This window comes from Pseudomonas sp. 910_21, assembly GCF_052850735.1.
Genome location: NZ_VXCY01000001.1, coordinates 273,721 through 293,111 on the forward strand (window position 1 = coordinate 273,721; position 19,391 = coordinate 293,111).

Annotated in this window: 16 protein-coding genes; 7 read left to right on the plus strand and 9 right to left on the minus strand. The window is 63.1% G+C overall.

What is annotated here, in order from left to right; translation table 11 throughout:
* Window positions 1–49 precede the first annotated feature (49 nt).
* The 6 genes from FW796_RS01225 to FW796_RS01250 form a co-directional block, all read right to left on the minus strand.
* Window positions 50–778, minus strand: a complete 729-nt coding sequence (locus FW796_RS01225; protein WP_346634879.1) for a fimbrial biogenesis chaperone — start codon at window positions 776–778, stop codon at window positions 50–52.
* Between the two features lie 28 nt (window positions 779–806).
* The gene (locus FW796_RS01230) at window positions 807–1,355 is read right to left on the minus strand and encodes a fimbrial protein (RefSeq protein WP_346634880.1); all 549 of its coding nucleotides are present in this window, start codon (window positions 1,353–1,355) and stop codon (window positions 807–809) included.
* A 607-nt stretch (window positions 1,356–1,962) separates the two neighbouring features.
* Window positions 1,963–3,300, minus strand: coding sequence for an MFS transporter (locus FW796_RS01235; RefSeq protein WP_446438921.1), 1,338 nt, complete (start codon window positions 3,298–3,300; stop codon window positions 1,963–1,965).
* A gap of 79 nt (window positions 3,301–3,379) precedes the next feature.
* Entirely contained in the window at window positions 3,380–4,312 is a 933-nt protein-coding gene (locus tag FW796_RS01240) for a 3-keto-5-aminohexanoate cleavage protein (protein ID WP_346634882.1), read from the minus strand.
* A 99-nt stretch (window positions 4,313–4,411) separates the two neighbouring features.
* Complete coding sequence (locus tag FW796_RS01245; RefSeq protein WP_346634883.1) at window positions 4,412–5,200, minus strand: SDR family oxidoreductase; 789 nt, start codon at window positions 5,198–5,200, stop codon at window positions 4,412–4,414.
* Window positions 5,197–5,925 (minus strand): GntR family transcriptional regulator, encoded by a 729-nt coding sequence (locus FW796_RS01250; protein ID WP_404938605.1) that lies wholly within the window; start codon window positions 5,923–5,925, stop codon window positions 5,197–5,199. The genes FW796_RS01245 and FW796_RS01250 overlap by 4 nt, the downstream gene beginning before the upstream one ends.
* Window positions 5,926–6,237: 312 nt before the next feature.
* On the opposite strand from FW796_RS01250, the gene FW796_RS01255 reads away from it, so the two are divergent.
* The 5 genes from FW796_RS01255 to FW796_RS01275 all read left to right on the plus strand — a co-directional run bounded on the left by FW796_RS01255 (window position 6,238) and on the right by FW796_RS01275 (window position 13,425).
* Window positions 6,238–8,358, plus strand: a complete 2,121-nt coding sequence (locus FW796_RS01255; RefSeq protein WP_446438922.1) for a 3-hydroxyacyl-CoA dehydrogenase NAD-binding domain-containing protein — start codon at window positions 6,238–6,240, stop codon at window positions 8,356–8,358.
* A 16-nt stretch (window positions 8,359–8,374) separates the two neighbouring features.
* Entirely contained in the window at window positions 8,375–9,559 is a 1,185-nt protein-coding gene (locus FW796_RS01260; RefSeq protein ID WP_446438923.1) for an acetyl-CoA C-acyltransferase, read from the plus strand.
* A gap of 10 nt (window positions 9,560–9,569) precedes the next feature.
* Complete coding sequence (locus FW796_RS01265; protein WP_446438924.1) at window positions 9,570–10,757, plus strand: acyl-CoA dehydrogenase family protein; 1,188 nt, start codon at window positions 9,570–9,572, stop codon at window positions 10,755–10,757.
* 10 nt (window positions 10,758–10,767) lie between these two features.
* Window positions 10,768–11,910, plus strand: coding sequence for an acyl-CoA dehydrogenase family protein (locus tag FW796_RS01270; RefSeq protein WP_404938597.1), 1,143 nt, complete (start codon window positions 10,768–10,770; stop codon window positions 11,908–11,910).
* Between the two features lie 261 nt (window positions 11,911–12,171).
* Window positions 12,172–13,425 carry an OprD family porin gene (locus FW796_RS01275; protein ID WP_346634888.1) on the plus strand — a complete coding sequence of 418 codons (1,254 nt, stop codon included), beginning with the start codon at window positions 12,172–12,174 and terminating at the stop codon, window positions 13,423–13,425.
* Window positions 13,426–13,492: 67 nt separating this feature from the next.
* On the opposite strand, the gene FW796_RS01280 is transcribed toward FW796_RS01275, so the two are convergent.
* From FW796_RS01280 to FW796_RS01290, 3 genes are read right to left on the minus strand one after another with little or no spacing between them, the layout of a single operon-like run.
* Entirely contained in the window at window positions 13,493–14,461 is a 969-nt protein-coding gene (locus FW796_RS01280; RefSeq protein WP_346634889.1) for an NAD(P)H-dependent flavin oxidoreductase, read from the minus strand.
* Window positions 14,462–14,492: 31 nt separating this feature from the next.
* Entirely contained in the window at window positions 14,493–15,848 is a 1,356-nt protein-coding gene (locus FW796_RS01285) for an MFS transporter (protein ID WP_446438925.1), read from the minus strand.
* Window positions 15,849–15,896: 48 nt separating this feature from the next.
* Entirely contained in the window at window positions 15,897–17,600 is a 1,704-nt protein-coding gene (locus FW796_RS01290; RefSeq protein WP_446438926.1) for a long-chain fatty acid--CoA ligase, read from the minus strand.
* A 268-nt stretch (window positions 17,601–17,868) separates the two neighbouring features.
* Between FW796_RS01290 and FW796_RS01295 the strand changes: the two genes are divergently transcribed.
* Window positions 17,869–18,300, plus strand: coding sequence for a PaaI family thioesterase (locus FW796_RS01295; protein WP_221809106.1), 432 nt, complete (start codon window positions 17,869–17,871; stop codon window positions 18,298–18,300).
* 201 nt (window positions 18,301–18,501) lie between these two features.
* Window positions 18,502–19,290, plus strand: a complete 789-nt coding sequence (locus FW796_RS01300) for an IclR family transcriptional regulator (protein WP_123726470.1) — start codon at window positions 18,502–18,504, stop codon at window positions 19,288–19,290.
* Window positions 19,291–19,391 lie beyond the last annotated feature (101 nt).

The following is a 19,391-nucleotide window of genomic DNA, read 5'->3' on the forward strand; positions in this document are numbered from 1 at the left end:
CACACTCAGAACAACGCTGAAAATAAAAAGACGGAGTTGATGAGTTCAATTAACGCAGCACTTTCTCCAGTGCTGTACGCCCACCGAAATCGTTAACTACTTCAAACCGAACCGATGCGTTTTGCGGTGTATTCCCAGCACTGCCTGGCCAGGCAAAGGACTCCTGGGAAAAGGGCGCCACCATACCGGCACCCAATGCGACCGTACGGCCACTTCCATGCACTTCAACTTTACTGAACGACAAATAATAAGGAGTGGGATTGGACACTTGCAGGCGCCCGGGCGGTTCAAACTTCCAACTCAGCCGCTCAGCCGCCGAGTGCACTTCGACCTTCAGCCCAGGCGGACGAAAGAACATCTTGAGCCGATGTCGAAAGGTAAATGCCAATCGATTGTTATCACCTTCCCGCTGCGCGGGAACTTCCAGCATATTGAGCCAAAACACTGTCTCGCGATCATCGGGCAGTGGCTCTTTTGAATAAACAACTCGCAGAACTGCAGCATTGCCCGGGTCCAAACGACTGAGTGTGGGAGTCAACTGAAAAGGCACCCTGATTTCTTCCGGCCTCTTATTGATATCGCCATCATCAATCCAGCTCTGTATCAGTACCGGAGCTGCACCGGTATTAGTGACTTTCAATGTCGCGTCACGGGAGTCGGCCTGATAGATCAGACGCGTACCGTGAATGAGGATCTCTGCATTGACTGTCGAGAATGACCCACCCAGAAAAAAGGCGCCGATAACGAGAAATTGAACAAACCGCGCTGTCGGCGCCATGGGTCAACCCTTACTTAACGAACAATAATCAGTAGCTGACCAGGAAGTCGATATTGGAGTTACCAAAACCTTCCGTGACATTATCAGTTGCTACGTAAGAGGCATTGAACTTGAGAACGGCCTTGTTCCCTTTGACTTCGGCAACCTGCTGATTGTCATTTTTTGACAGGTCGATTTTTGCAGTATTGCCTTCTACGTTGTTCGAGATCTGGATCTGAACACCTGTGGCACTGCCCTCACCAATCAGCCGCAGGTTGCCGGTACCTGGATCGATATGGCCTGTCTTGTTGAACGTGACGACAGCCTTGGAGCCGTCCGCACAACCCGTACCGCTCAAGTAGATCTCAAACCCCTTGGCCGGAGAGGTAGCGCCAATGTCAGCCAGATCTGCCGGCGAGATATCGCCAAGGCGTACCGGCTGATCCAAACCATTGGCGTCGACTGTTACATGGCAACTCACGCTGGTGATATTGCCTGTAAATTCCACATTACCGGAGTTGGCTTGAGACAGTGCAGGAGTCAATGCGGCAAGCATAACGCCAGAAGCAGCCAGCGATGTGAGAGATTTAAGTTTCATCTGATTCCCTTTATTCAACATCCATCAATAAGTGAGCAATCAAAACGTTCACCCTATTTACGAGTTCAGGCAAGACGCCAACATCGCGCAAACAGGACATGAGCGGGATACCCACACGAAAATTCTTACAGCACTCTTCACTCGCAACGGGAAACATCTCATTTTCAAATGTTCCGCCCCCGCATAGAGAGCGCCTACCATACCGAGAGGCTGGTGTTTTTTGAATGACGACTACTCTTCTTCTCATGAAGAGCACTCTTCAAACAAACAAGATCTTTCTTGGTGCTTAATGACAGGGAAACAGCCCGCACAGCCCGATATAAATCCCTAACAACACACTCAAGCACCAAATAAATCAGACATTCCTGATATATCCAGAAAGAAGCCCCACAACACTTACAACTATCGAAACCTCACACAAAGGTATTGGCATACTTATGTAAGCACTCGACATCAATGCCGCTGACCACTTGCTTACAGCGTCCCTATATAAGCGCTCTGCTGACGACAGTTGCCTGAACGCAAAACGCCCGATGCACTGCATCGGGCGTTGGCTACATCGATGAGAGATCGCTCACCGCCTGCTCATTCGCTGAACGGCGCTGCGCTAAACAGAGTGTCGCAGCGGCTTCCCCGTGGCCCCTGCGCTTACCCGGTGTTCATCCTCCTGCCCCTGACGCAAACGCAATGCAGCCAGGGCAGCCATTACCAGCACCAGGGCGATCACCTTGAGGCCGTTCATGGCATCGCCGGTGCTCATCTCGATCGCCCCCATGACCGAGGGGCCAACAAAACCGCCCAGCAGTCCGCAGGAGTTCACAAAGCCCAGGCCTCCCGCCAGGGCCGCGCCTTTAAGCCGTGACGCCGGGTAGAGGAAGATGATCGACTGCACCACAAAGAACATCAGCGCTGCCACGCAGAATCCCAGCAAGCTCAACACCGGCCCGGAAAAGGCCGCGATCAGCAGCCCTGCCGCCATCGTCAGCAAGCCGCAGACCAGCAAGCGCCGTGCCCGCTGCGCGCTGGTGGCCAGCCGCGGCAGGCTGATCGCCCCCACTGCCGCGACGATCCACGGCAAGGAGGTCAGCAGGCCGACGCTCATCAGGCTCAGGCTGGCGTACTTGCCAATGATGCTGGGGAGGAAAAAGATCACGGTGTAAATGGTGATCTGGTGACAGAAGTAAACAAAGATCGCCAACAGGATCTGCGGCGTAAAGCACTGCCGGAACGAATGCCCGCCCTGCCCCGCGCCCTCATCGGCTTCGTCAGCCAGACGCTGCTCGATGCCCCGGGCCTCCTCGGCGCTCAACCAGGGCGCGCGGCTCGGACGGTCCGGCAGGCGCCGCCAGACCACCCAGGCGAACAAGACCGCCGGCAGCCCTTCGATCAGGAACATCCACTGCCAGCCATGCCAGCCCAACAGGCCGTCCATCTTCATCAGCGCGGCGCCCAGCGGACCGCCGATGATATTGGCCAGGCACACCCCCAGCAGAAAGTAGCCGGTGGCCCGGGCCCGCTGCCGGCGGTCGAACCAGTAGGTCAGGTACAGCATGACCCCGGGAAACAGGCCGGCTTCGGCGATCCCCAGCAGCAGGCGCAGCACATAGAAAGAGGTCTCGCCCTGGACGAAGGCCATGGCGGCGGAGATCAACCCCCACGTGACCATGATTCGGGCAATCCAGAAGCGCGCCCCGACCTTGTGCATGATCAGGTTGCTCGGCACTTCGGATAGCGCATAGGTGAGGAAGAACAACCCGGCACCCAGGCCATAGGCAGCGGCGGAAATACCCAGGTCCACATCCAGTTGGTGCTTGGCCAGGGCGATGTTGGTGCGGTCGAGAAAGCTCAGGACATAGGCCGCGATCAACAGTGGCATGAGCTTGAGAAACATCAGACGGGTCAGCTGTTGCGGGTCCCGGGGCGCTGCAGTGGTTGCAGTGTTCATGGGGCATATCCCTTTGTAGTTGTTATGCGGGATCGTCAGCGGGCCTGGAGCCAGGGCCGCTGACACGGGCCTTCAAGGGTCAGAACGCGACGTGGTCACGCCCCTTGAGCCCGAGCAGGGCCCGGGCTTCGTCCGGGGTCGCCACACGGCCGCCCAGGGCTTCGATGACCGTGCGAATGCGCCGCACCTGATCAGCGTTGCTGGCCGCCAGTTTGCCGGGCCCATCCCACAGCGAGTCCTCCAGGCCGACCCGGGCATGGCTGCCCATGGCCAGGCCCATGGTGGCCAGGGGAATCTGATTGCGTCCGGCGCCGAGGATCGACCAGTGATAGGCATCGCCAAACAGGCGATCGGCGGTGCGGCGCATGTGCGCCAGGTCCTCGGGATGGCCACCGATGCCGCCCCGCAGGCCGAACACCGACTGGATGAACAGCGGCGCCTTGAGCAGGCCGCGCTCGAGGAAATGCGCCGCGGTATACAGGTGACCGATGTCGTAGCACTCGATCTCGAAGCGGGTGCGATTCTCGGCACAGGCGCTGAGGATATGAGCGATGTCGCGGAAGGTGTTGCGGAAGATCCGGTCGTCGCTCTCTTCCAGGTACGGCCGCTCCCAGTCGTGCTTGAACTCGGTAAAGCGGTTGAGCATTTCGTACAGGCCGAAGTTCATCGAGCCCATGTTCAGCGAGGCCAGCTCCGGCTTGAATTCCAGCACCGGCTGCAGGCGCTCCTCGACGCCCATGGTGGGGGCGCCACCGGTGGTGAGGTTGATGACCACGTCGCAGGCGCCCTTGATCTGCGGCAGAAAACGCCGGAACAGCTCGGGGTCCTGGCTCGGCCGCCCGTCCTCCGGGTCCCGGGCATGCAGGTGGACGATGGCCGCCCCGGCCTCGGCGGCGGCGATGGCCTCGGCGGCAATCTCCCCGGCCGTGATCGGCAGGTGGGGCGACATGGACGGGGTATGAATGGCACCAGTAACGGCGCAGGTGATGATGACGGGTGTTTTTCCAGGCATGACGGTACTCCGACTTTTATTCTTGATGAAAAAAATCCCAGGGTGTCGCGTGCAGATTTCAGCGCCGGCGGTCCTCGCCAGCGCGGCCAGCCGGCGCGGCTAGAGGTACTCGACGTTGCCGTCGACGCTGATCGCCTGACCGGTGATGTTGCGAGCCGCCGGCGAGCAGAGAAACAGCGCCATGGCGGCCACGTCCTCGGCACTGACCATGCGCTTGAGGGAGATCTTGTTCAGGTACTCCTGGCGCATTTCGGCCACCGGTACCCCGGTCTGTTCGGCCCGGGCCTGAATCACCGCGTCCATGCGCGGCCCCTCGACGATCCCCGGCAACAGCGCATTGACCCGGATATCGCTGGCCCCAAGCTCGGCAGCCAGGGACTTCATCAGCCCGACGATGGCCCACTTGGTGGCCGCATAAGGCGTACGCCAGGCATATCCCAGGCGCCCGGCCACCGAGGCGATGTGCAGCAGATGGCCGTTGTCCGAAGCCTTGAGCAAGGGCACTGCGTGGTGGGCAAAACGGTACTGCGCGGTCAGGTTGATATCGATGGTGCGCTGCCAGTCGGCGTCGCTGACCGCATCGATGCCTGCCGTCGGCCCGGCGATGCCGGCGTTATTGACCAGTACATCAAGACCGCCGAAATGCTCCACCTGAAGCTGGAACAGCGCTTGGATCTGTGCCGGATCACCGACATCGGTGCGAGTCGCCAGCGCCTGGGGGTAGCGATCGCGGAACGCCGCCAGGGCCGCCTCACTGACATCGCAGACGTGCACCTGGGCCCCGGCTTCGAGATAGGCCCTGGCCAGCACTTCACCGATGCCCGCTGCGCCGCCGGAAATCATCACCCGCAAGCCCGGATAAGGCTGCAACCGCTGCAAGATGCTCATGCCCGACCTCCTTTGACCGCCGCCCCAGGCTTCTTGGCCAACAGCCGGCCCAGGGAATCCGCCGCTTGCATGATGTCGTCGGTGACAGCCGCTCGCACTCCCGGACCATCGCCGGCGGCCAGGGCTTCGACGATGCGATTGTGGGCCTCCATGGAACGTTGCAAGTGGGCCTGGTCCGGCGCCACCAGGGCGAAACAGGGCCCCATGTGCAGCCAGAAATTCTCCACCGCGGCCATGGTCAGCTCGGCTCGGGCCACGGCATAGATACGCCGGTGAAAGGCAAAGTTGGTCCACAGGTAACGGGACACATCCACCTCATCGGCAGCCTTTTGCATCTGCCGGCAAAGATCGGTGATCTCCTGCAGATCGGTCTTTTGCAGATGTTGCAGGGCCTTTTCCGCCAGCAGCCCTTCCAGGGCCACCCGCGCATCACGGATCTCCCGCAGACGCTCCAGCGTCATCATCCGCACCCGCAGGCGGGAAGTTTCCGTGACCTCAAAGGCATTTTCCGCACTCAGGCGCTGCAGGGCCTCGCGTACCGGCATGGGGCTGGAACCCAGGGCTTCGGCCAGGCCACGAATGGTCAACTTCTGACCGGGCTGAAAACGCCCACTCATCAAGGCTTCGCGAATCTGCCGGTACACCTGCTCCTGCAAGGTATCGCGAGAAACCTGACGCAACGTGGGAAGAGGGATTGGACCTTGAGATATAGGAGCTTCAGACATGGAATCTACCTGTGTTGTGGTTCTTGTGTCCGACAATATGTGATCACAAATCAAATATGTCAAACACCAAACTTCGATGCAAAACCTGTCATGGAGGGTCGATTTACAGCTAAAACAATTTATTAATTCCGCACTGCGAAACACTATTCCGTATTGACCCAATTATTCATTGATGCCAGGATTATTTTCGCCAAGTGATTCAAATAGCGGAATCGAGCTGCCGGTGACTGTGGGTGTTGTTCTGCTGGTCACCCTCAACGCCATGCCGCGCCCATCGACCTCTCGCTGCCCTTCACCCCGGAGACTGCTGCAATGAGTTGCGAAACAGCCCTGCCCATCGTCGAAACCGCATTACACGGAAACATCCTGGTACTGACCCTCAACAACCCGCCGGTCAACGCCCTGGGGGTGGAGATCCGCCGCGGACTGCTGGCGGCCATCGACAGCGCCAGCGAGAACCCGGCGGTCGACGCCCTCTTGCTGGTCGGCGCAGGACGGCACTTCTGTGGCGGCGCCGACATTCGCGAATTCGGCAAGACGCCCCAGGCGCCGGCGCTGCCGGAGGTGGTCAAGCGGATCGAGGACAGCAGCAAACCGGTGCTGGCGGCAATCCAGGGAGTGGCCCTGGGAGGAGGCCTGGAAGTTGCCCTCGCCGCCCATTACCGCCTGGCCACCGGCAGCGCCCGACTCGGCCTGCCAGAGGTGTTGCTGGGCTTGCTCCCCGGGGCCGGCGGCACCCAGCGGCTGCCACGCCTGATCGGTGCCAAAGCGGCTCTGGAACTGATGCTCAGCGGGCGCCATCTGAGCGCCAAGGAGGCCCTGGACCTGGGTTTGGTGGACCGTCTGGGGGACAGCGATGACGCCCTGGCCGAAGGCCTGGCCTATCTGCGTCAGTTGCTGGCACAGGGCGCCACTGTTCGACGCACCCGGGATGCCCAGGCCCTGAGCGAGCCCGCCGCCCAGCGCGAAGCGATAGATGCCGCCCGCCAGCAGGCCACGCAGAAATCCCGGGGCCTGCTGTCGCCGTTGCACATCATCCAGGCCGTGGAAGCGGCCCTCGATCAATCGTTCGAAGACGGCCTGCGGGAAGAACGCCGACTGTTTCTGGAGTGCCTCGACAGCCCGCAGCGTGCCGGGCTGGTGCATGCCTTTTTCGCTGAACGGGAAGTGCTCAAGGCCCCCGAGACCCGCGCGGCAGTGCCTCGTGCCATTGCCCGGGTGGGCGTGGTGGGCGGTGGCACCATGGGCGCCGGCATCGCCGTGACGGCCCTCGACGCGGGCCTGGAAGTGACCATGATCGAACGCGACCAGGACGCCCTGAATCGCGGACGCGGCAATGTCGAGAAGGTCTACGACACCCTGATCGACAAAGGCCGCCTGACCCAGGCCGACAAAGCCGCGACCCTGGCCCGCTTCAGCGCCAGCACCGACTACCAGGACCTGGCCCAGGCCGATCTGGTGATCGAGGCAGTGTTCGAGGACATGGCGGCCAAGCTTGCGGTATTCGCCGAACTGGATCGTGTGTGCAAGGCCGGCGCCGTGCTCGCCAGCAACACCTCCTACCTGGACATCAACGCGATTGCCCAGAGCATCTCGCGACCGGCGGACGTGATCGGCCTGCACTTCTTCTCCCCGGCCAACATCATGAAGTTGCTGGAGATCGTGGTCCCGGCCAAGGTCGCCGCGGATGTCGTCGCCACCGCCTTCGAACTGGCGAAGAAACTGCGCAAGGTGCCGGTGCGTGCCGGGGTCTGCGATGGCTTTATCGGCAATCGGATCCTCGCGGTCTATCGCCAGGCCGCTGACTACATGATGGAAGACGGCGCCTCGCCCTATCAGATCGACCAGGCCCTGCGTGATTTCGGCTTCCCCATGGGGCCCTTCCAGGTGGCTGACCTGGCCGGTGGCGACATCGGCTGGGCGACCCGCCAGCGCAAGGCCGCCACCCGCGATCCCCGGGCCCGCTATGTACAGATTGCCGACCGCCTGTGCGAGCGCGGCTGGTTCGGGCAGAAAACCGGTCGCGGCTACTACCTCTATGCCCAGGGCCCGCGCAGCGCCAGCCAGGACCCGGACGTGCTGGCGATCATCGATACCGAGCGCACCCGGGCCGGCATCACGCCCCGCACCTTCAGCAACCCGGAGATCCTGCGGCGCTACATGGCGGCGATGATCAACGAAGGCGCCAACGTGGTGCATGAAGGCATCGCCCTGCGCCCTCTGGACGTGGACATCACCTTTATCCATGGCTACGGCTTCCCCCGGCATCGCGGCGGCCCGCTCAAGTATGCCGACCAGTACGGCCTGCCTCAGGTCCTGGCGGATATCCGCGAATTCGCCGAAGAAGATCCGCTGTTCTGGAAAGCCTCGCCCTTGCTGGTGCAGCTGGTAGAGCGCGGCGAGAACTTCGACAGCCTCAACCACAGCCACTGACCAAGGAGCACGTCCCATGCGCGAAGCCGTTATTGTCTCCACTGCACGCACGCCCCTGACCAAGGCCCATCGCGGCGAATTCAACATCACTCCCGGCCCCACACTCGCCGCCTTCGCGGTGCGCGCCGCGGTCGAGCGGGCCGCCATCGATCCAGGGTTGATCGAAGATGCCATCCTCGGTTGCGGCTACGGCGAAGGCACCACCGGGCGCAACGTCGCGCGCCTGGCGGTAGTCCGTGCCGGCTTGCCCATCAGCATCGCCGGCACCACGGTCAACCGCTTCTGCGCCTCCGGGCTGCAGGCCATTGCCATGGCGGCGGGACGCATCGTGGTGGACGGTGTCCCGGCGATCATCGCCGGCGGCGTGGAAAGCATTTCCCAGATCCGTGGCCGCGGTGCCAGCGACGACCCGGACCTCGACCCCTGGCTCCTGCAGCACAAGCCGGAACTGTTCCTGCCGATGATCGAAACCGCCGACATCGTCGCCGCGCGCTATGGCATCAGTCGCGAGGCCCAGGACCGTTTTTCGGTAGAGAGCCAGCGCAAGACCGAAGCCGCACAACTGGCCGGCCGCTATCGCGAGGAAATCACCCCCTGCAGCACCACCATGGCGCTGACCGACAAACAGAGCGGCGTGGTCAGCCAGCTTCAGGTCACGGTGGAGGCCGACACCTGCAACCGTCGCGGCACCACCTACGAGGCCCTGGCCAAGCTGGAGCCGGTGCAGGGCCCGGAGCGTTTCATCAGTGCCGGCAACGCCTCGCAACTGTCCGACGGCGCCTCGGCCTGCGTATTGATGGAGGCCCGGGAAGCGTCCCGCGCCAACCTGACCCCGTTGGGGGTGTTCCGCGGCATGGCGGTGGCCGGCTGCGAGCCCGACGAGATGGGCATCGGCCCGGTGTTCGCGGTGCCCAGGCTATTGGCCCGGCACGGCCTCAAGGTCGAGGACATTGGCCTCTGGGAACTCAACGAAGCCTTCGCCTCCCAGGCGATCTACTGCCAGCAGCGGCTGGGCATCGCCGACGAATGCCTGAACGTCAACGGCGGTGCCATCGCCCTGGGTCACCCGTTCGGCATGACCGGCGCGCGCCTGGCCGGGCATGTGCTGCTCGAGGGACGCCGCCGGGGCGTGAAGTACGCCGTGGTCAGCATGTGCATCGCCGGCGGCATGGGCGCCGCTGCGCTGTTCGAAATCTATTGAGGACGTCGCTATGGACCTGAGTTTCACCCCACAAGAAGAAGCCTTCCGCGACCAGGTGCGAAGCTTTCTCGCCGAACGCCTGCCCACCGACCTGAGTGACAAGGTGGCCGCAGGCGAGCGTCTGTCCAAGGCCGACATGGAGCAATGGCACGCGCTGCTCAATGCCCGGGGCTGGCTGGCCAACCACTGGCCCGAAGCCTTTGGCGGACCGGGCTGGAGCCCCGTGGAAAAGTTTATCTTCGAGCTCGAGTGCGGGCTGGCCAATGCGCCGCGCATCGTGCCCTTCGGCGTCAATATGCTGGGGCCGGTGCTGATCAAGTACGGCACCCCACAGCAGCAGGACTATTGGCTGCCACGGATTCTCGACGGCCGCCACTGGTGGTGCCAGGGCTATTCGGAACCCGGTGCCGGCTCGGACCTGGCCGCAGTGAAAACCACCGCCGTGCGCGACGGCGATCAGTATGTGGTCAACGGCCAGAAGACCTGGACCACCCTCGGCCAGCACGCCAACATGATTTTCTGCCTGGTACGCACCGACCGTGAAGCCAAGCCCCAGGAAGGCATCAGCTTCCTGCTGATCGACATGGCCAGCCCCGGGGTCGAGGTACGGCCGATCATCACCCTGGAGGGCGATCACGAAATCAACGAAGTCTTCTTCACCGACGTGCGAGTACCGGTGGCCAATCGGGTGGGCGAAGAACACAAGGGCTGGACCTGCGCCAAGTACCTCTTGACCTACGAACGGACCAATATCGCCGGGGTCGGCTTGTCCATGGCGGCGCTGCAACGGGTCAAGCAGTTGTCCGCGCAACGCACCCGCAATGGCCAGCCGCTGCTGCAGGACCCGCAGTTCGCCGCCCGCCTGGCGCGGGTCGAGATCGACCTGGCCAATATGCAGACCACCAACCTGCGGGTGATCGCCGCCGTGGCCGGCGGCGGTGCTCCCGGTGCGGAAAGTTCGATGCTGAAAATCTGCGGCACGGAGATCCGCCAGGAACTGAGCGCGCTGCTGCGTCGGGCCATGGGCCCCGAAGCCCGGCTCATGCCGGATGACGCCAACGCCCAAGCGCTGGACACCGGCCCCGGGTTCGCGGCCAGCGCCGCGGCGCAGTACTTCAACAATCGCAAGCTGTCGATCTTCGGCGGCTCCAATGAAATCCAGAAAAACATCATCTCGAAAATGATTCTCGGGCTCTGAGGGCGCGCACATGAACTTCGAACACAGCGCAGAACGGCGCATGCTCGCCGACAGTTTGAACCGCTTCATCACCCAGCAATACAACCTGGAAAAACGTCAGCAGAGCCTGCAGTCCGACCTGGGTTTCAACCCCGATATCTGGCGCCAACTGGCGGACCTGGGAGTCATCGGCGCCCTATTCAGTGAAGCCGACGGCGGCTTCGGTGGCGGCGGCTTCGACCTGGCCCTGGTCTTCGAGGCAATAGGCCGCGGACTGCTGGTGGAGCCTCTGCTGGGCAGTGCGGTGCTGGCCGGCGAGGCCATCGCCAGCGCCGGCACCGAGGCGCAGAAAATACACCTGGGGCCAATCATCGACGGCAGCCTGATCGCCGCCCTGGCCCATGAAGAGCCCGGCAACCACTATGCAACCAACCGGGTCGCCTGCCGCGCCGAGGCGGACTCTGCCGGCTGGTGTCTGGACGGTATCAAGAGCATGGTTCTCAACGGCCGCCAGGCCGGGTTGCTGGTGGTCGCGGCACGCACGGCCGGAGCCCTGGACGATAGCCAGGGCATCTCGCTGTTCCTGGTGCCGGCGGACACCCCGGGCCTGGAAATCCAGGCCTGCCCGACCCTCGACAGCGGCCCCGTCGCGCAAGTGCGCCTGCACCATGCAAAAGTGCCGGCACAGGCCTTGCTGGGGCCCTTGCATCAGGGCCACGCGATCCTCGAGCGGGCCATCGGCCGGGGCCTGTTGGCGCTCTGCGCGGAAGCCCTTGGCGCCATGGAAGTGGCCAAGCTGGCGACCCTGGACTACCTGCGCACCCGGCAACAATTTGGCCGTCCTATCGGTAGTTTCCAGGCGCTGCAGCATCGCATGGCGGTGTTGTTGCTGGAGATCGAGCAGGCTCGTTCGGCGGTGATCAACGCCGCTGCCGCCCTGGACGCCGACCGCCTGACCCGCGAACGCAGCCTGTCGGCGGCCAAGGTCAGCATCGGTCGCATCGGCGCCCTGGTGGCCGAGGAATGCATCCAGCTGCATGGCGGTATCGGCATGACCTGGGAGCTGCCACTGGCCCATTACGCCAAGCGGCTGGTGATGATCGACCACCAGTTGGGGGACGAGGATCATCACCTGCAACGCTACATCGCCCTCGGTCAAGCACCGACCCCATGAGTCTCTCGGGCAGGCAACCACAGGCCCTGGCCAAAAGGGCGGCAGGTGTCGCCGCCTTCCTTGCCCGGAGCGCAGCGTGCCCCATCACGCTGCGCTGATGGCCCTGCTGCACTGAGTCCCTGCTCCCGCTACTTGCCTCCTCAATGGCCCCGCCTCACGGCAGGGTCAGGAGCGGTCGCGTCCGGGGCTTTTCCACGGCCGCTCCGGCAGCGACCCAGCGCCGCATTTCTCACTATAAAAACAACAAGACCGGTGAACACCATGCACTCCACTTCCAATCCCTGCTTGCCCTTGTCCACCCTGGTGGGCGGCTGTGTGCTGCCGCTGATGTGCCAGGCGCAATTCATCGACGACAGCCAGTTGACCCTGGGGGCTCGCAACTTCTACATGAATCGCGATTTCCATGGCGACCGTCCGCCCCAGAACAAGGCGCAAGAATGGGCCCAGGGATTTGTCCTGCGCTACCAGTCCGGCTTTACCCAAGGCAGCGTCGGCCTGGGGGTGGATGGGCTAGGCCTGCTGGGCATCAAGCTGGACTCCGGCGGCGGCACCGCCCATACCGGGGCACTGCTGGCGGACCGCAATGGCGATGTGGCCGACCAGTACGGCTCCTTCGGCCTGACCGCCAAGGCCAGGGTCGCCAGCAGCGTCTTGAGCACCGGCATCCACGAACCGCTGCTGCCGGTCGCCTTTCGCAATGACACCCGCCTGCTGCCGCAAACCTTCAAGGGCACGCAACTGGTGTCCAACGATATCCAGGATCTGACCCTGACCCTGGGGCGCTTCGACAGCGTGCGCCAGCGCAACTCCACGGACCATGAAGACCTGCAGATGGTCGCCCTGGCCCGCAACGGCCGGCAGGTCGCCGGTGGGGTCGCCAGTGACAGGTTCACCTACAGCGGAGCCAGCTACAGCATCCGCCCCGAGCTCAAGGCCGGTTATTTTCATGCCCAACTCAAGGACAACTACCGGCAGCACTACGGCAATCTGACCCACACGGCAGCCCTGGGTAAAAGCCTCTCGCTGAAATCCGAGCTGCGCTACTTCCAGAGCGCCGGCCTGGGTCGGACCGAGGTCGACAACCGCAACCTGGGGCTGATGCAAACCCTGTCCTATCGCGGCCACGCCCTGAGCCTGATCTATCAGGACCAGAGCGGCCGCAGCGGCATGCCCTTTATCAGCGGCACCGACCCCTACGGCTTCAACACCTCGACCTACAAGTCCTTCGTCCATGCCGGGGAGGACTCCTGGCAAGTGCGCTACCGCTATGATTTCGCCGCCCTGGGCCTGCCCGGCCTGAGCCTGATGAGCCGCTATGTGCGCAGCAATGAATTCACCCTCGACCAGCAGCAGGCCCGGGAGCGGGAGCTGGATACCGACCTGGCCTATGTGATCCAGAACGGCCCGCTCAAGGACCTGGGGCTGCGCTGGCGCAACGTGGTGTATCGCGCCAAGCATGCCGCCAATGTGGATGAGAACCGGCTGATCCTCGAATACAGCCTCAAGCTCTGGTAGCCGGGAACAGCGGCCCCGGAAACGACGCTGCCGGCAAGTGCCGGCAGCGCTATCAAGCCGCAGCGACTCAGAACACCTGGCGGCCAAGCCGTTGGCAAGCCTCTCGATACTCCGCGGCCAGACGCTCCACCAGCGCTTCGGCGGCCGGCACCGCGTCCAGCACGCCGATGCCCTGGCCGCAGCCCCAGATCTCCTTCCAGGCCTTGGGGCGCTGCCGATCCGCACCGAAGTTCATCTGTGAGGGATCACTGCTGGGCAGCGCCTCGGGGTCCAGGCCGGCCGCGGTCAGCGAGGCTTTCAGGTAGTTGCCATGCACCCCGGTGATGAGGTTGGTGTAGACAATGTCCTCCGCCCCCGACTGGCGGATCATCTCTTTGTAGGCCGCTACGGCGTTGGCTTCCTGGGTGGCGATAAAGGCCGAGCCGATATAGGCCAGATCGGCTCCCAGGGCCTGGGCCGCGAGGATCGAACGGCCCGAGGCAATGGCCCCCGAGAGCAGCAGCGGGCCGTCGAACCACTGGCGGATTTCCTGTACCAGGGCAAAGGGCGACTGGGTGCCGGCATGGCCTCCGGCACCGGCCGCCACCGCAATCAGGCCATCGGCTCCCTTGTCGATGGCCTTGCGGGCAAAGCGGTTGTTGATCACGTCGTGCAGCACGATGCCACCGTAGCTGTGCACCGCCTGGTTGATCTCGGGACGAGCCCCCAGGGAGGTGATGATGATCGGCACCTTGTGCTCCACGCAGACCGCCATGTCCTGCTCCAGCCGGTCGTTGGAACGATGCACGATCTGGTTCACCGCGAAAGGCGCCGCGGGCCGGTCCGGGTGCAGCCGATCGTGCTCGGCCAGGGCCTGGGTGATCTGTTCGATCCACTCCGAGAGGCGCTCGGCGGGCCGGGCATTCAAGGCCGGAAACGAGCCGACGATGCCGGCCTTGCACTGGGCGATCACCAGTTCAGGGGTGGAAATGATGAACAGCGGCGCCGCCACCACCGGCAAGCGCAAACGCTGGGAAAGGATGTTGGGCAAGCTCATGCTCTGGCTCCTGTGCCAATGGCGAGGGGGTTCATGATTCGGCCAGGGCCGCTGCAGTTCGAGGGGCTCTGGCGGTACGCGCGGTGATCAGTACCAGCGCGCCGGCCAGCAGGTACATCACGATCCCCAGGTACATGCTGGAGACATGCCCGCCGGTATGGCTGTTGATCACTCCGTTGAGCCAGGGCGTAACAGCCGGCCCGAGGTTGCCCAGGCTGCTGATAAAGGCGATGCCCCCGGCGGTGGCCGCCACCGACAGGTACTCGCTGACCAGAGCGAAGAAGATCGGAGTACCGGCCTTGATCCCTATGTAGGCCACGCACAAGGCCGTCACCGACAGCAGCAGATGGCCGTTGAGCAAGGTGGTGATGGCCAGGCCGAAGACGGCAATGGCCATGCAGCCGACGAAATGCCAGCGGCGTTCCCGGTGTTTGTCGGAGTGCCAGCCGATCAGCACCGTACCGACGATGCCCACGATATTGGGGATCGCGGTAATCAGCCCGACCTGCAACAGGTCCTGGGAGCCCCAGCTCTGGATCAGGCTCGGCATCCAGAACACCAGCATGTAAGTCGCGCCGAGGAACATGAAATAGGCCATGGACAACAGATAGATCTTGGGGTCGCGAAACATCTGCGCCAGGCTGTCCTGGGACTTGTGCCGGGCATTTTTCAGGTCCTGGGCCATGTCCTCCTTGAGCAATCGCTGCTCCCTTGAACTGAGCCACCTGGCCTGTTCCGGGCTGTCCTGCAGGTACAGAAAAGCCACCACCCCCAGCACACTGGCCGGCAGGCCCTGGATCACGAACATCCATTGCCAGCCATTGAAGCCGGCCACGCCATTGAGGTACTTGAGGATGCTCCCCGAGACGGGGCCGGCGATCAGTCCGGCGACGGCGGCGGCCGTCATGAAGATGGCGATCACCTGCCCGCGGCGCGGCGCCGGAAACCAGTAGGTGAAATACAGGATCACCCCCGGAAAGAACCCTGCCTCGAAGGCCCCCAGAAGAAAGCGCAGGATGTAGAACTGCAACGGTGTGGAGACGAACATCATCGCCGCGGCCACCAGCCCCCAGCAGAACATGATGCGCAACAGGGTCCTGCGCACACCACTGCGCTTGAGCATGAGGTTGCTGGGGACTTCGAAGAGGAAGTAGCCGATGAAGAAGATCCCGGCACCCAGGCCATAGACCGCGTCGCCAAACGGCAGTGTCTGTTTCATCTGCAGTTGGGCATAGCCGATATTGACCCGATCGAGGAAGGCGATCATGTAGCAGAGCATCAGCAGCGGCAGCAGGCGCCAGCGAATCTTCGCGTACAGCGAGTCGAGCTGCCGGGCTGGGTCGGGTGAAGCGTGCGGATCTTGGACAGTTATTATTTTTGTAGTCATTGTCGTCTCCGGCGCAGTCGTTGGTTACTGCATCAAGGGAATCGCTGTTCAGGGGTTGATGGCCTCGCGCTCCTGGAGCACGCGCCACATGACTTTGCCGGAGCCGGACTTGGGCAGGCTGTCGACGAACTCCAGCAACCGCGGCACTTTGTAGGCGGCCATGTGCTCGCGCGCCCAGTCGATGATCTGCTCTGGGCTGGTGCGGCCAACGGCCTCGCTGCGCAGGACCACCAGGGCTTTGACGGTTTCTCCGCGGTAGGCATCCTGGGCCGCGATGACACAGGCTTCATGCACCGCCGGGTGCTTGAACAGCAGGGCTTCCACCTCCGCCGGCCAGACCTTGAAACCGCTGCTATTGATCATTCGCTTGAGGCGATCGGTGAGAAAGAAGTACCCCTCCTCGTCCATGTGGCCAAGGTCGCCGGTGCGCAGGAAGCGCTTGCCCTCGAACTCGACGAAAGCCGCCGCGGTCGCTTCGGGGTTGCGCCAGTAGCCTTTGAACAGCATCGGACCAAAGGTGATGATTTCCCCCACCTGGCCCGGCTCCAGTTCCTTGAGGGTCAGTGGATCGACCACCCGCGAGTCCACACCAAAGAACGGCATGCCCAGGCATTGCAGCTTGGCCCGCTCAGGCGGGTTGCCATGGCTGGCGGCGGCGGTTTCCGTAAGCCCGTAGCCTTCGAGAAAGGTCAGGCCGAACTCCTCCCTCAGGCGCTGCGCCACCGCCTCCGGCATCGCTGCTCCGCCGCCGTTGATATGCACCAGGCTGGACAGCTCGAACCCCTGGTAGTTGGGGCTGGCGAACAGGTCGATGATCATGGTCGGGATGCAGGTCCAGTGAGTCACCCGATAACGGGAAATCAGGCGCCCGGCCAGCTCCCGGTCCCAGCGCGGCATGATCACCGTGCTGGTGGCGTCGAACACCGCCCGCAGGACAAAACACACCAGGCCGGTGATGTGGAAGAACGGCACCACCCCCAGGCCCACCGACTCGACGGTGGACTGGGTCCAACTGCCGCTGACAGCATTGCTCATCAGGCTGCGATGGCTGTGCATGCACCCCTTGGGATGGCCGGTGGTGCCCGAGGTGTATTGCAGCATGGCCAGGTCGTCGGCCTGGGCACTATGGGCCCCGGGGCTCAAGGAAAGGTCGAGCACTTCACACCAGTGCCGGTAGCCCGTGGTCAAGGGCGGCTCGCTGCGCAACCAGGCATCGATCTCGGGGCTGGGGGCTTCCGCCGGATGCAGGTCCGCAGGCGCCGGCATGGCATCGCTGTAGCGGGTCACCAGCAGTTCGCGCAACTGCTGCTCGGGAGCCAGGGTGGCATTGGCCGCCTGGGCAATCGGCGCCAGGTCCGCCGCGCAGATCAGCACCCGCGCCTGAGAATCACCGAGCTGATAGCTCAACTCCTCCACCTTGTTCATCGGGTTGACCGGTACCACCACCGCGTTCGCTCGCAGGATGGCGTAGTAGGCGACGATGAATTGCGGGCAGTTCTGCAGGTACAGCGCCACCCGATCCCCGGACTCGACACCCACGCTCTGCAACCAGCCGGCCAGGGCCTGGGCCTGGGCGCGCAAGGCCGAAAAACTCAGTTCCCGACCGAAGAAGCGATACGCCACTTTGTCCGGGTAACGTTGGGCGGCCACTTCCAGGTTGAACCACAGCGACGTGGCCGGCACCGTCAGCGCCAGGGGCAAGCGTTTGGGCCAGACACGGTGATGGGGACGCTGAGTACGGGGAGTGGACATGGAGCCTCCTTCAAAGCCCTGGATTGATCGGGGTGTTGCCACCGGACCGGGTCGATCCTGCCCCATGCGCCCGGTTCATTTCAATCACTTATATTTCGCTGTGCGGAATATCATTCCGTATTGACCGGTAGATTATTCGCTGACATTCTGCATTTCAACGTGCAAATGCCTGTGCGAAACACAATCAGAAAAATCACTGTCTGCCGGTCATGGGCAACACCCGCCTCCCACGACACGGACCAGGACCTGACCCCAAGGGCCATCGCCTATGAGTGCCGTACCTGACGCGCCGATACTGCAAGGTCTGTTCAGCGGCTTCGCCGCCCACCTCGGCCTGGACCTGCAGGAATACCAGCAGGCGCAGACCGTCATCGCAGTCACCGTCCAGCCCCATCACCTCAACCAGGCCGGCAATCTGCACGGCGGCGTCATCGCGTCCCTGGCCGACACCGCCATGGGCATGAGCGGAACCTGGCACGCCGACCCCGAGCAATGGCGGCTGGCGCTGACCCTGTCGCTGAACATCAACTACATGGCGAGCACGCCACCGGGGACCGAGGTCCGCGCCGTGGCCCGCACCCGGGGCGGCGGCGTGAAGATCTTCATGGCCAGTTGCGACCTGCTGGATGCCGAGGATCGGCTGCTGGCCAGCGCCGAGGGCGTATTCAAGCGTGGCCGCCTGCGCCTCGATAGTCGCTGAGGCGGCACGCTGCCGACTGCGGATCGACCAGGGTACGACCGCCTGACGAGACAAGTGCCTGCCTGGCGCAACAGGGTTCCGAGAAGGAATCGTCGATTTCAATTCAAGCGGTTCCGGGATAACATTTTTCCCTTGTTTCCAAGAACCCGCTGTGTGGTCAACTGGCATTGCGCCCGGCACCAGCCCCTACCGGAAGACCCCATGCACGACCCGAACGACTCCCCGGAACAAGCGCCCAAAGACCGCAAGTTCGTCGAAGCCCTGGCCCGTGGCCTGGAAGTCCTGCGGGCCTTTACCCACGGTCACGCGGTGCGCGGCAACCAGGACATCGCCCGCATCACCGGCCTGCCCAAACCCACCGTATCGCGCCTGACCTACACCCTGACGCAGCTGGGCTATCTCAAGTACAACCAGGACCTGGAGAAGTACCAGCTGGATTCGGCGGTACTGGCCCTGGGTTACGCCTACTCCGCCAGCCTGCGGGTTCGCCAGTTGGGCAAACCCTTCATGGACGAGTTCTCCCGGCGCACCAACACCACGGTCAGCCTGACCTGCCGCGATCGCCTGTCGATGATTCACGTGGACAGCAGCCGCCCGCCGGAAGTGGCCAGTCTGCGCATGGAACCCGGACTGCGCCTGCCCCTGGCCACCAGCGCCGCGGGACGTGCCTATCTGGCGGCCACGCCGAAAATCGAGCGTGACCATCTGCTGCGGGAAGTGGCGAAAAAAGTCGGCGATGAATGGCCGGCCCTGGAAAAGTCCCTGGAGGACTCCTTCCGTGAATACGAAGCCTTTGGCTTCTGCCTGTCACTGGGAGAATGGGACCGCAACGTCAATGGTGCCGGAGTACCGCTGCGCCTGGCCGACGGCAGCATCATGGCCCTGACCTGCGGCGCCCCGAGCTTCCAGCTATCCAGCGAAAAACTCGAAAGCTCCCTGGCCCACCAGTTGGTGATGCTGGCCCGGGATCTGGAAAGCCTCGGCGTCTGAAGCAGACGCCAGGGCAAATTTTCAGTTATTGCAATCAGCAGGGGTCCATCGGGTACGCCATGGTTTGCCATGACGTACCCGAAACCGGCCCCGGTATTAGC

Bases quoted from the DNA above. Each gene is read 5' to 3' on its own strand.
- FW796_RS01300 (WP_123726470.1), top strand. From the start codon at position 18,502: ATGCACGACCCGAACGACTCCCCGGAACAAGCGCCCAAAGACCGCAAG.
- FW796_RS01295 (WP_221809106.1), top strand. From the start codon at position 17,869: ATGAGTGCCGTACCTGACGCGCCGATACTGCAAGGTCTGTTCAGCGGC.
- FW796_RS01240 (WP_346634882.1), bottom strand. From the start codon at position 4,312: ATGCCTGGAAAAACACCCGTCATCATCACCTGCGCCGTTACTGGTGCC.
- FW796_RS01245 (WP_346634883.1), bottom strand. From the start codon at position 5,200: ATGAGCATCTTGCAGCGGTTGCAGCCTTATCCGGGCTTGCGGGTGATG.
- FW796_RS01270 (WP_404938597.1), top strand. From the start codon at position 10,768: ATGAACTTCGAACACAGCGCAGAACGGCGCATGCTCGCCGACAGTTTG.
- FW796_RS01280 (WP_346634889.1), bottom strand. From the start codon at position 14,461: ATGAGCTTGCCCAACATCCTTTCCCAGCGTTTGCGCTTGCCGGTGGTG.
- FW796_RS01290 (WP_446438926.1), bottom strand. From the start codon at position 17,600: ATGTCCACTCCCCGTACTCAGCGTCCCCATCACCGTGTCTGGCCCAAA.
- FW796_RS01265 (WP_446438924.1), top strand. From the start codon at position 9,570: ATGGACCTGAGTTTCACCCCACAAGAAGAAGCCTTCCGCGACCAGGTG.
- FW796_RS01260 (WP_446438923.1), top strand. From the start codon at position 8,375: ATGCGCGAAGCCGTTATTGTCTCCACTGCACGCACGCCCCTGACCAAG.
- FW796_RS01225 (WP_346634879.1), bottom strand. From the start codon at position 778: ATGGCGCCGACAGCGCGGTTTGTTCAATTTCTCGTTATCGGCGCCTTT.
- FW796_RS01235 (WP_446438921.1), bottom strand. From the start codon at position 3,300: ATGAACACTGCAACCACTGCAGCGCCCCGGGACCCGCAACAGCTGACC.
- FW796_RS01250 (WP_404938605.1), bottom strand. From the start codon at position 5,925: ATGTCTGAAGCTCCTATATCTCAAGGTCCAATCCCTCTTCCCACGTTG.
- FW796_RS01230 (WP_346634880.1), bottom strand. From the start codon at position 1,355: ATGAAACTTAAATCTCTCACATCGCTGGCTGCTTCTGGCGTTATGCTT.
- FW796_RS01275 (WP_346634888.1), top strand. From the start codon at position 12,172: ATGCACTCCACTTCCAATCCCTGCTTGCCCTTGTCCACCCTGGTGGGC.
- FW796_RS01255 (WP_446438922.1), top strand. From the start codon at position 6,238: ATGAGTTGCGAAACAGCCCTGCCCATCGTCGAAACCGCATTACACGGA.
- FW796_RS01285 (WP_446438925.1), bottom strand. From the start codon at position 15,848: ATGACTACAAAAATAATAACTGTCCAAGATCCGCACGCTTCACCCGAC.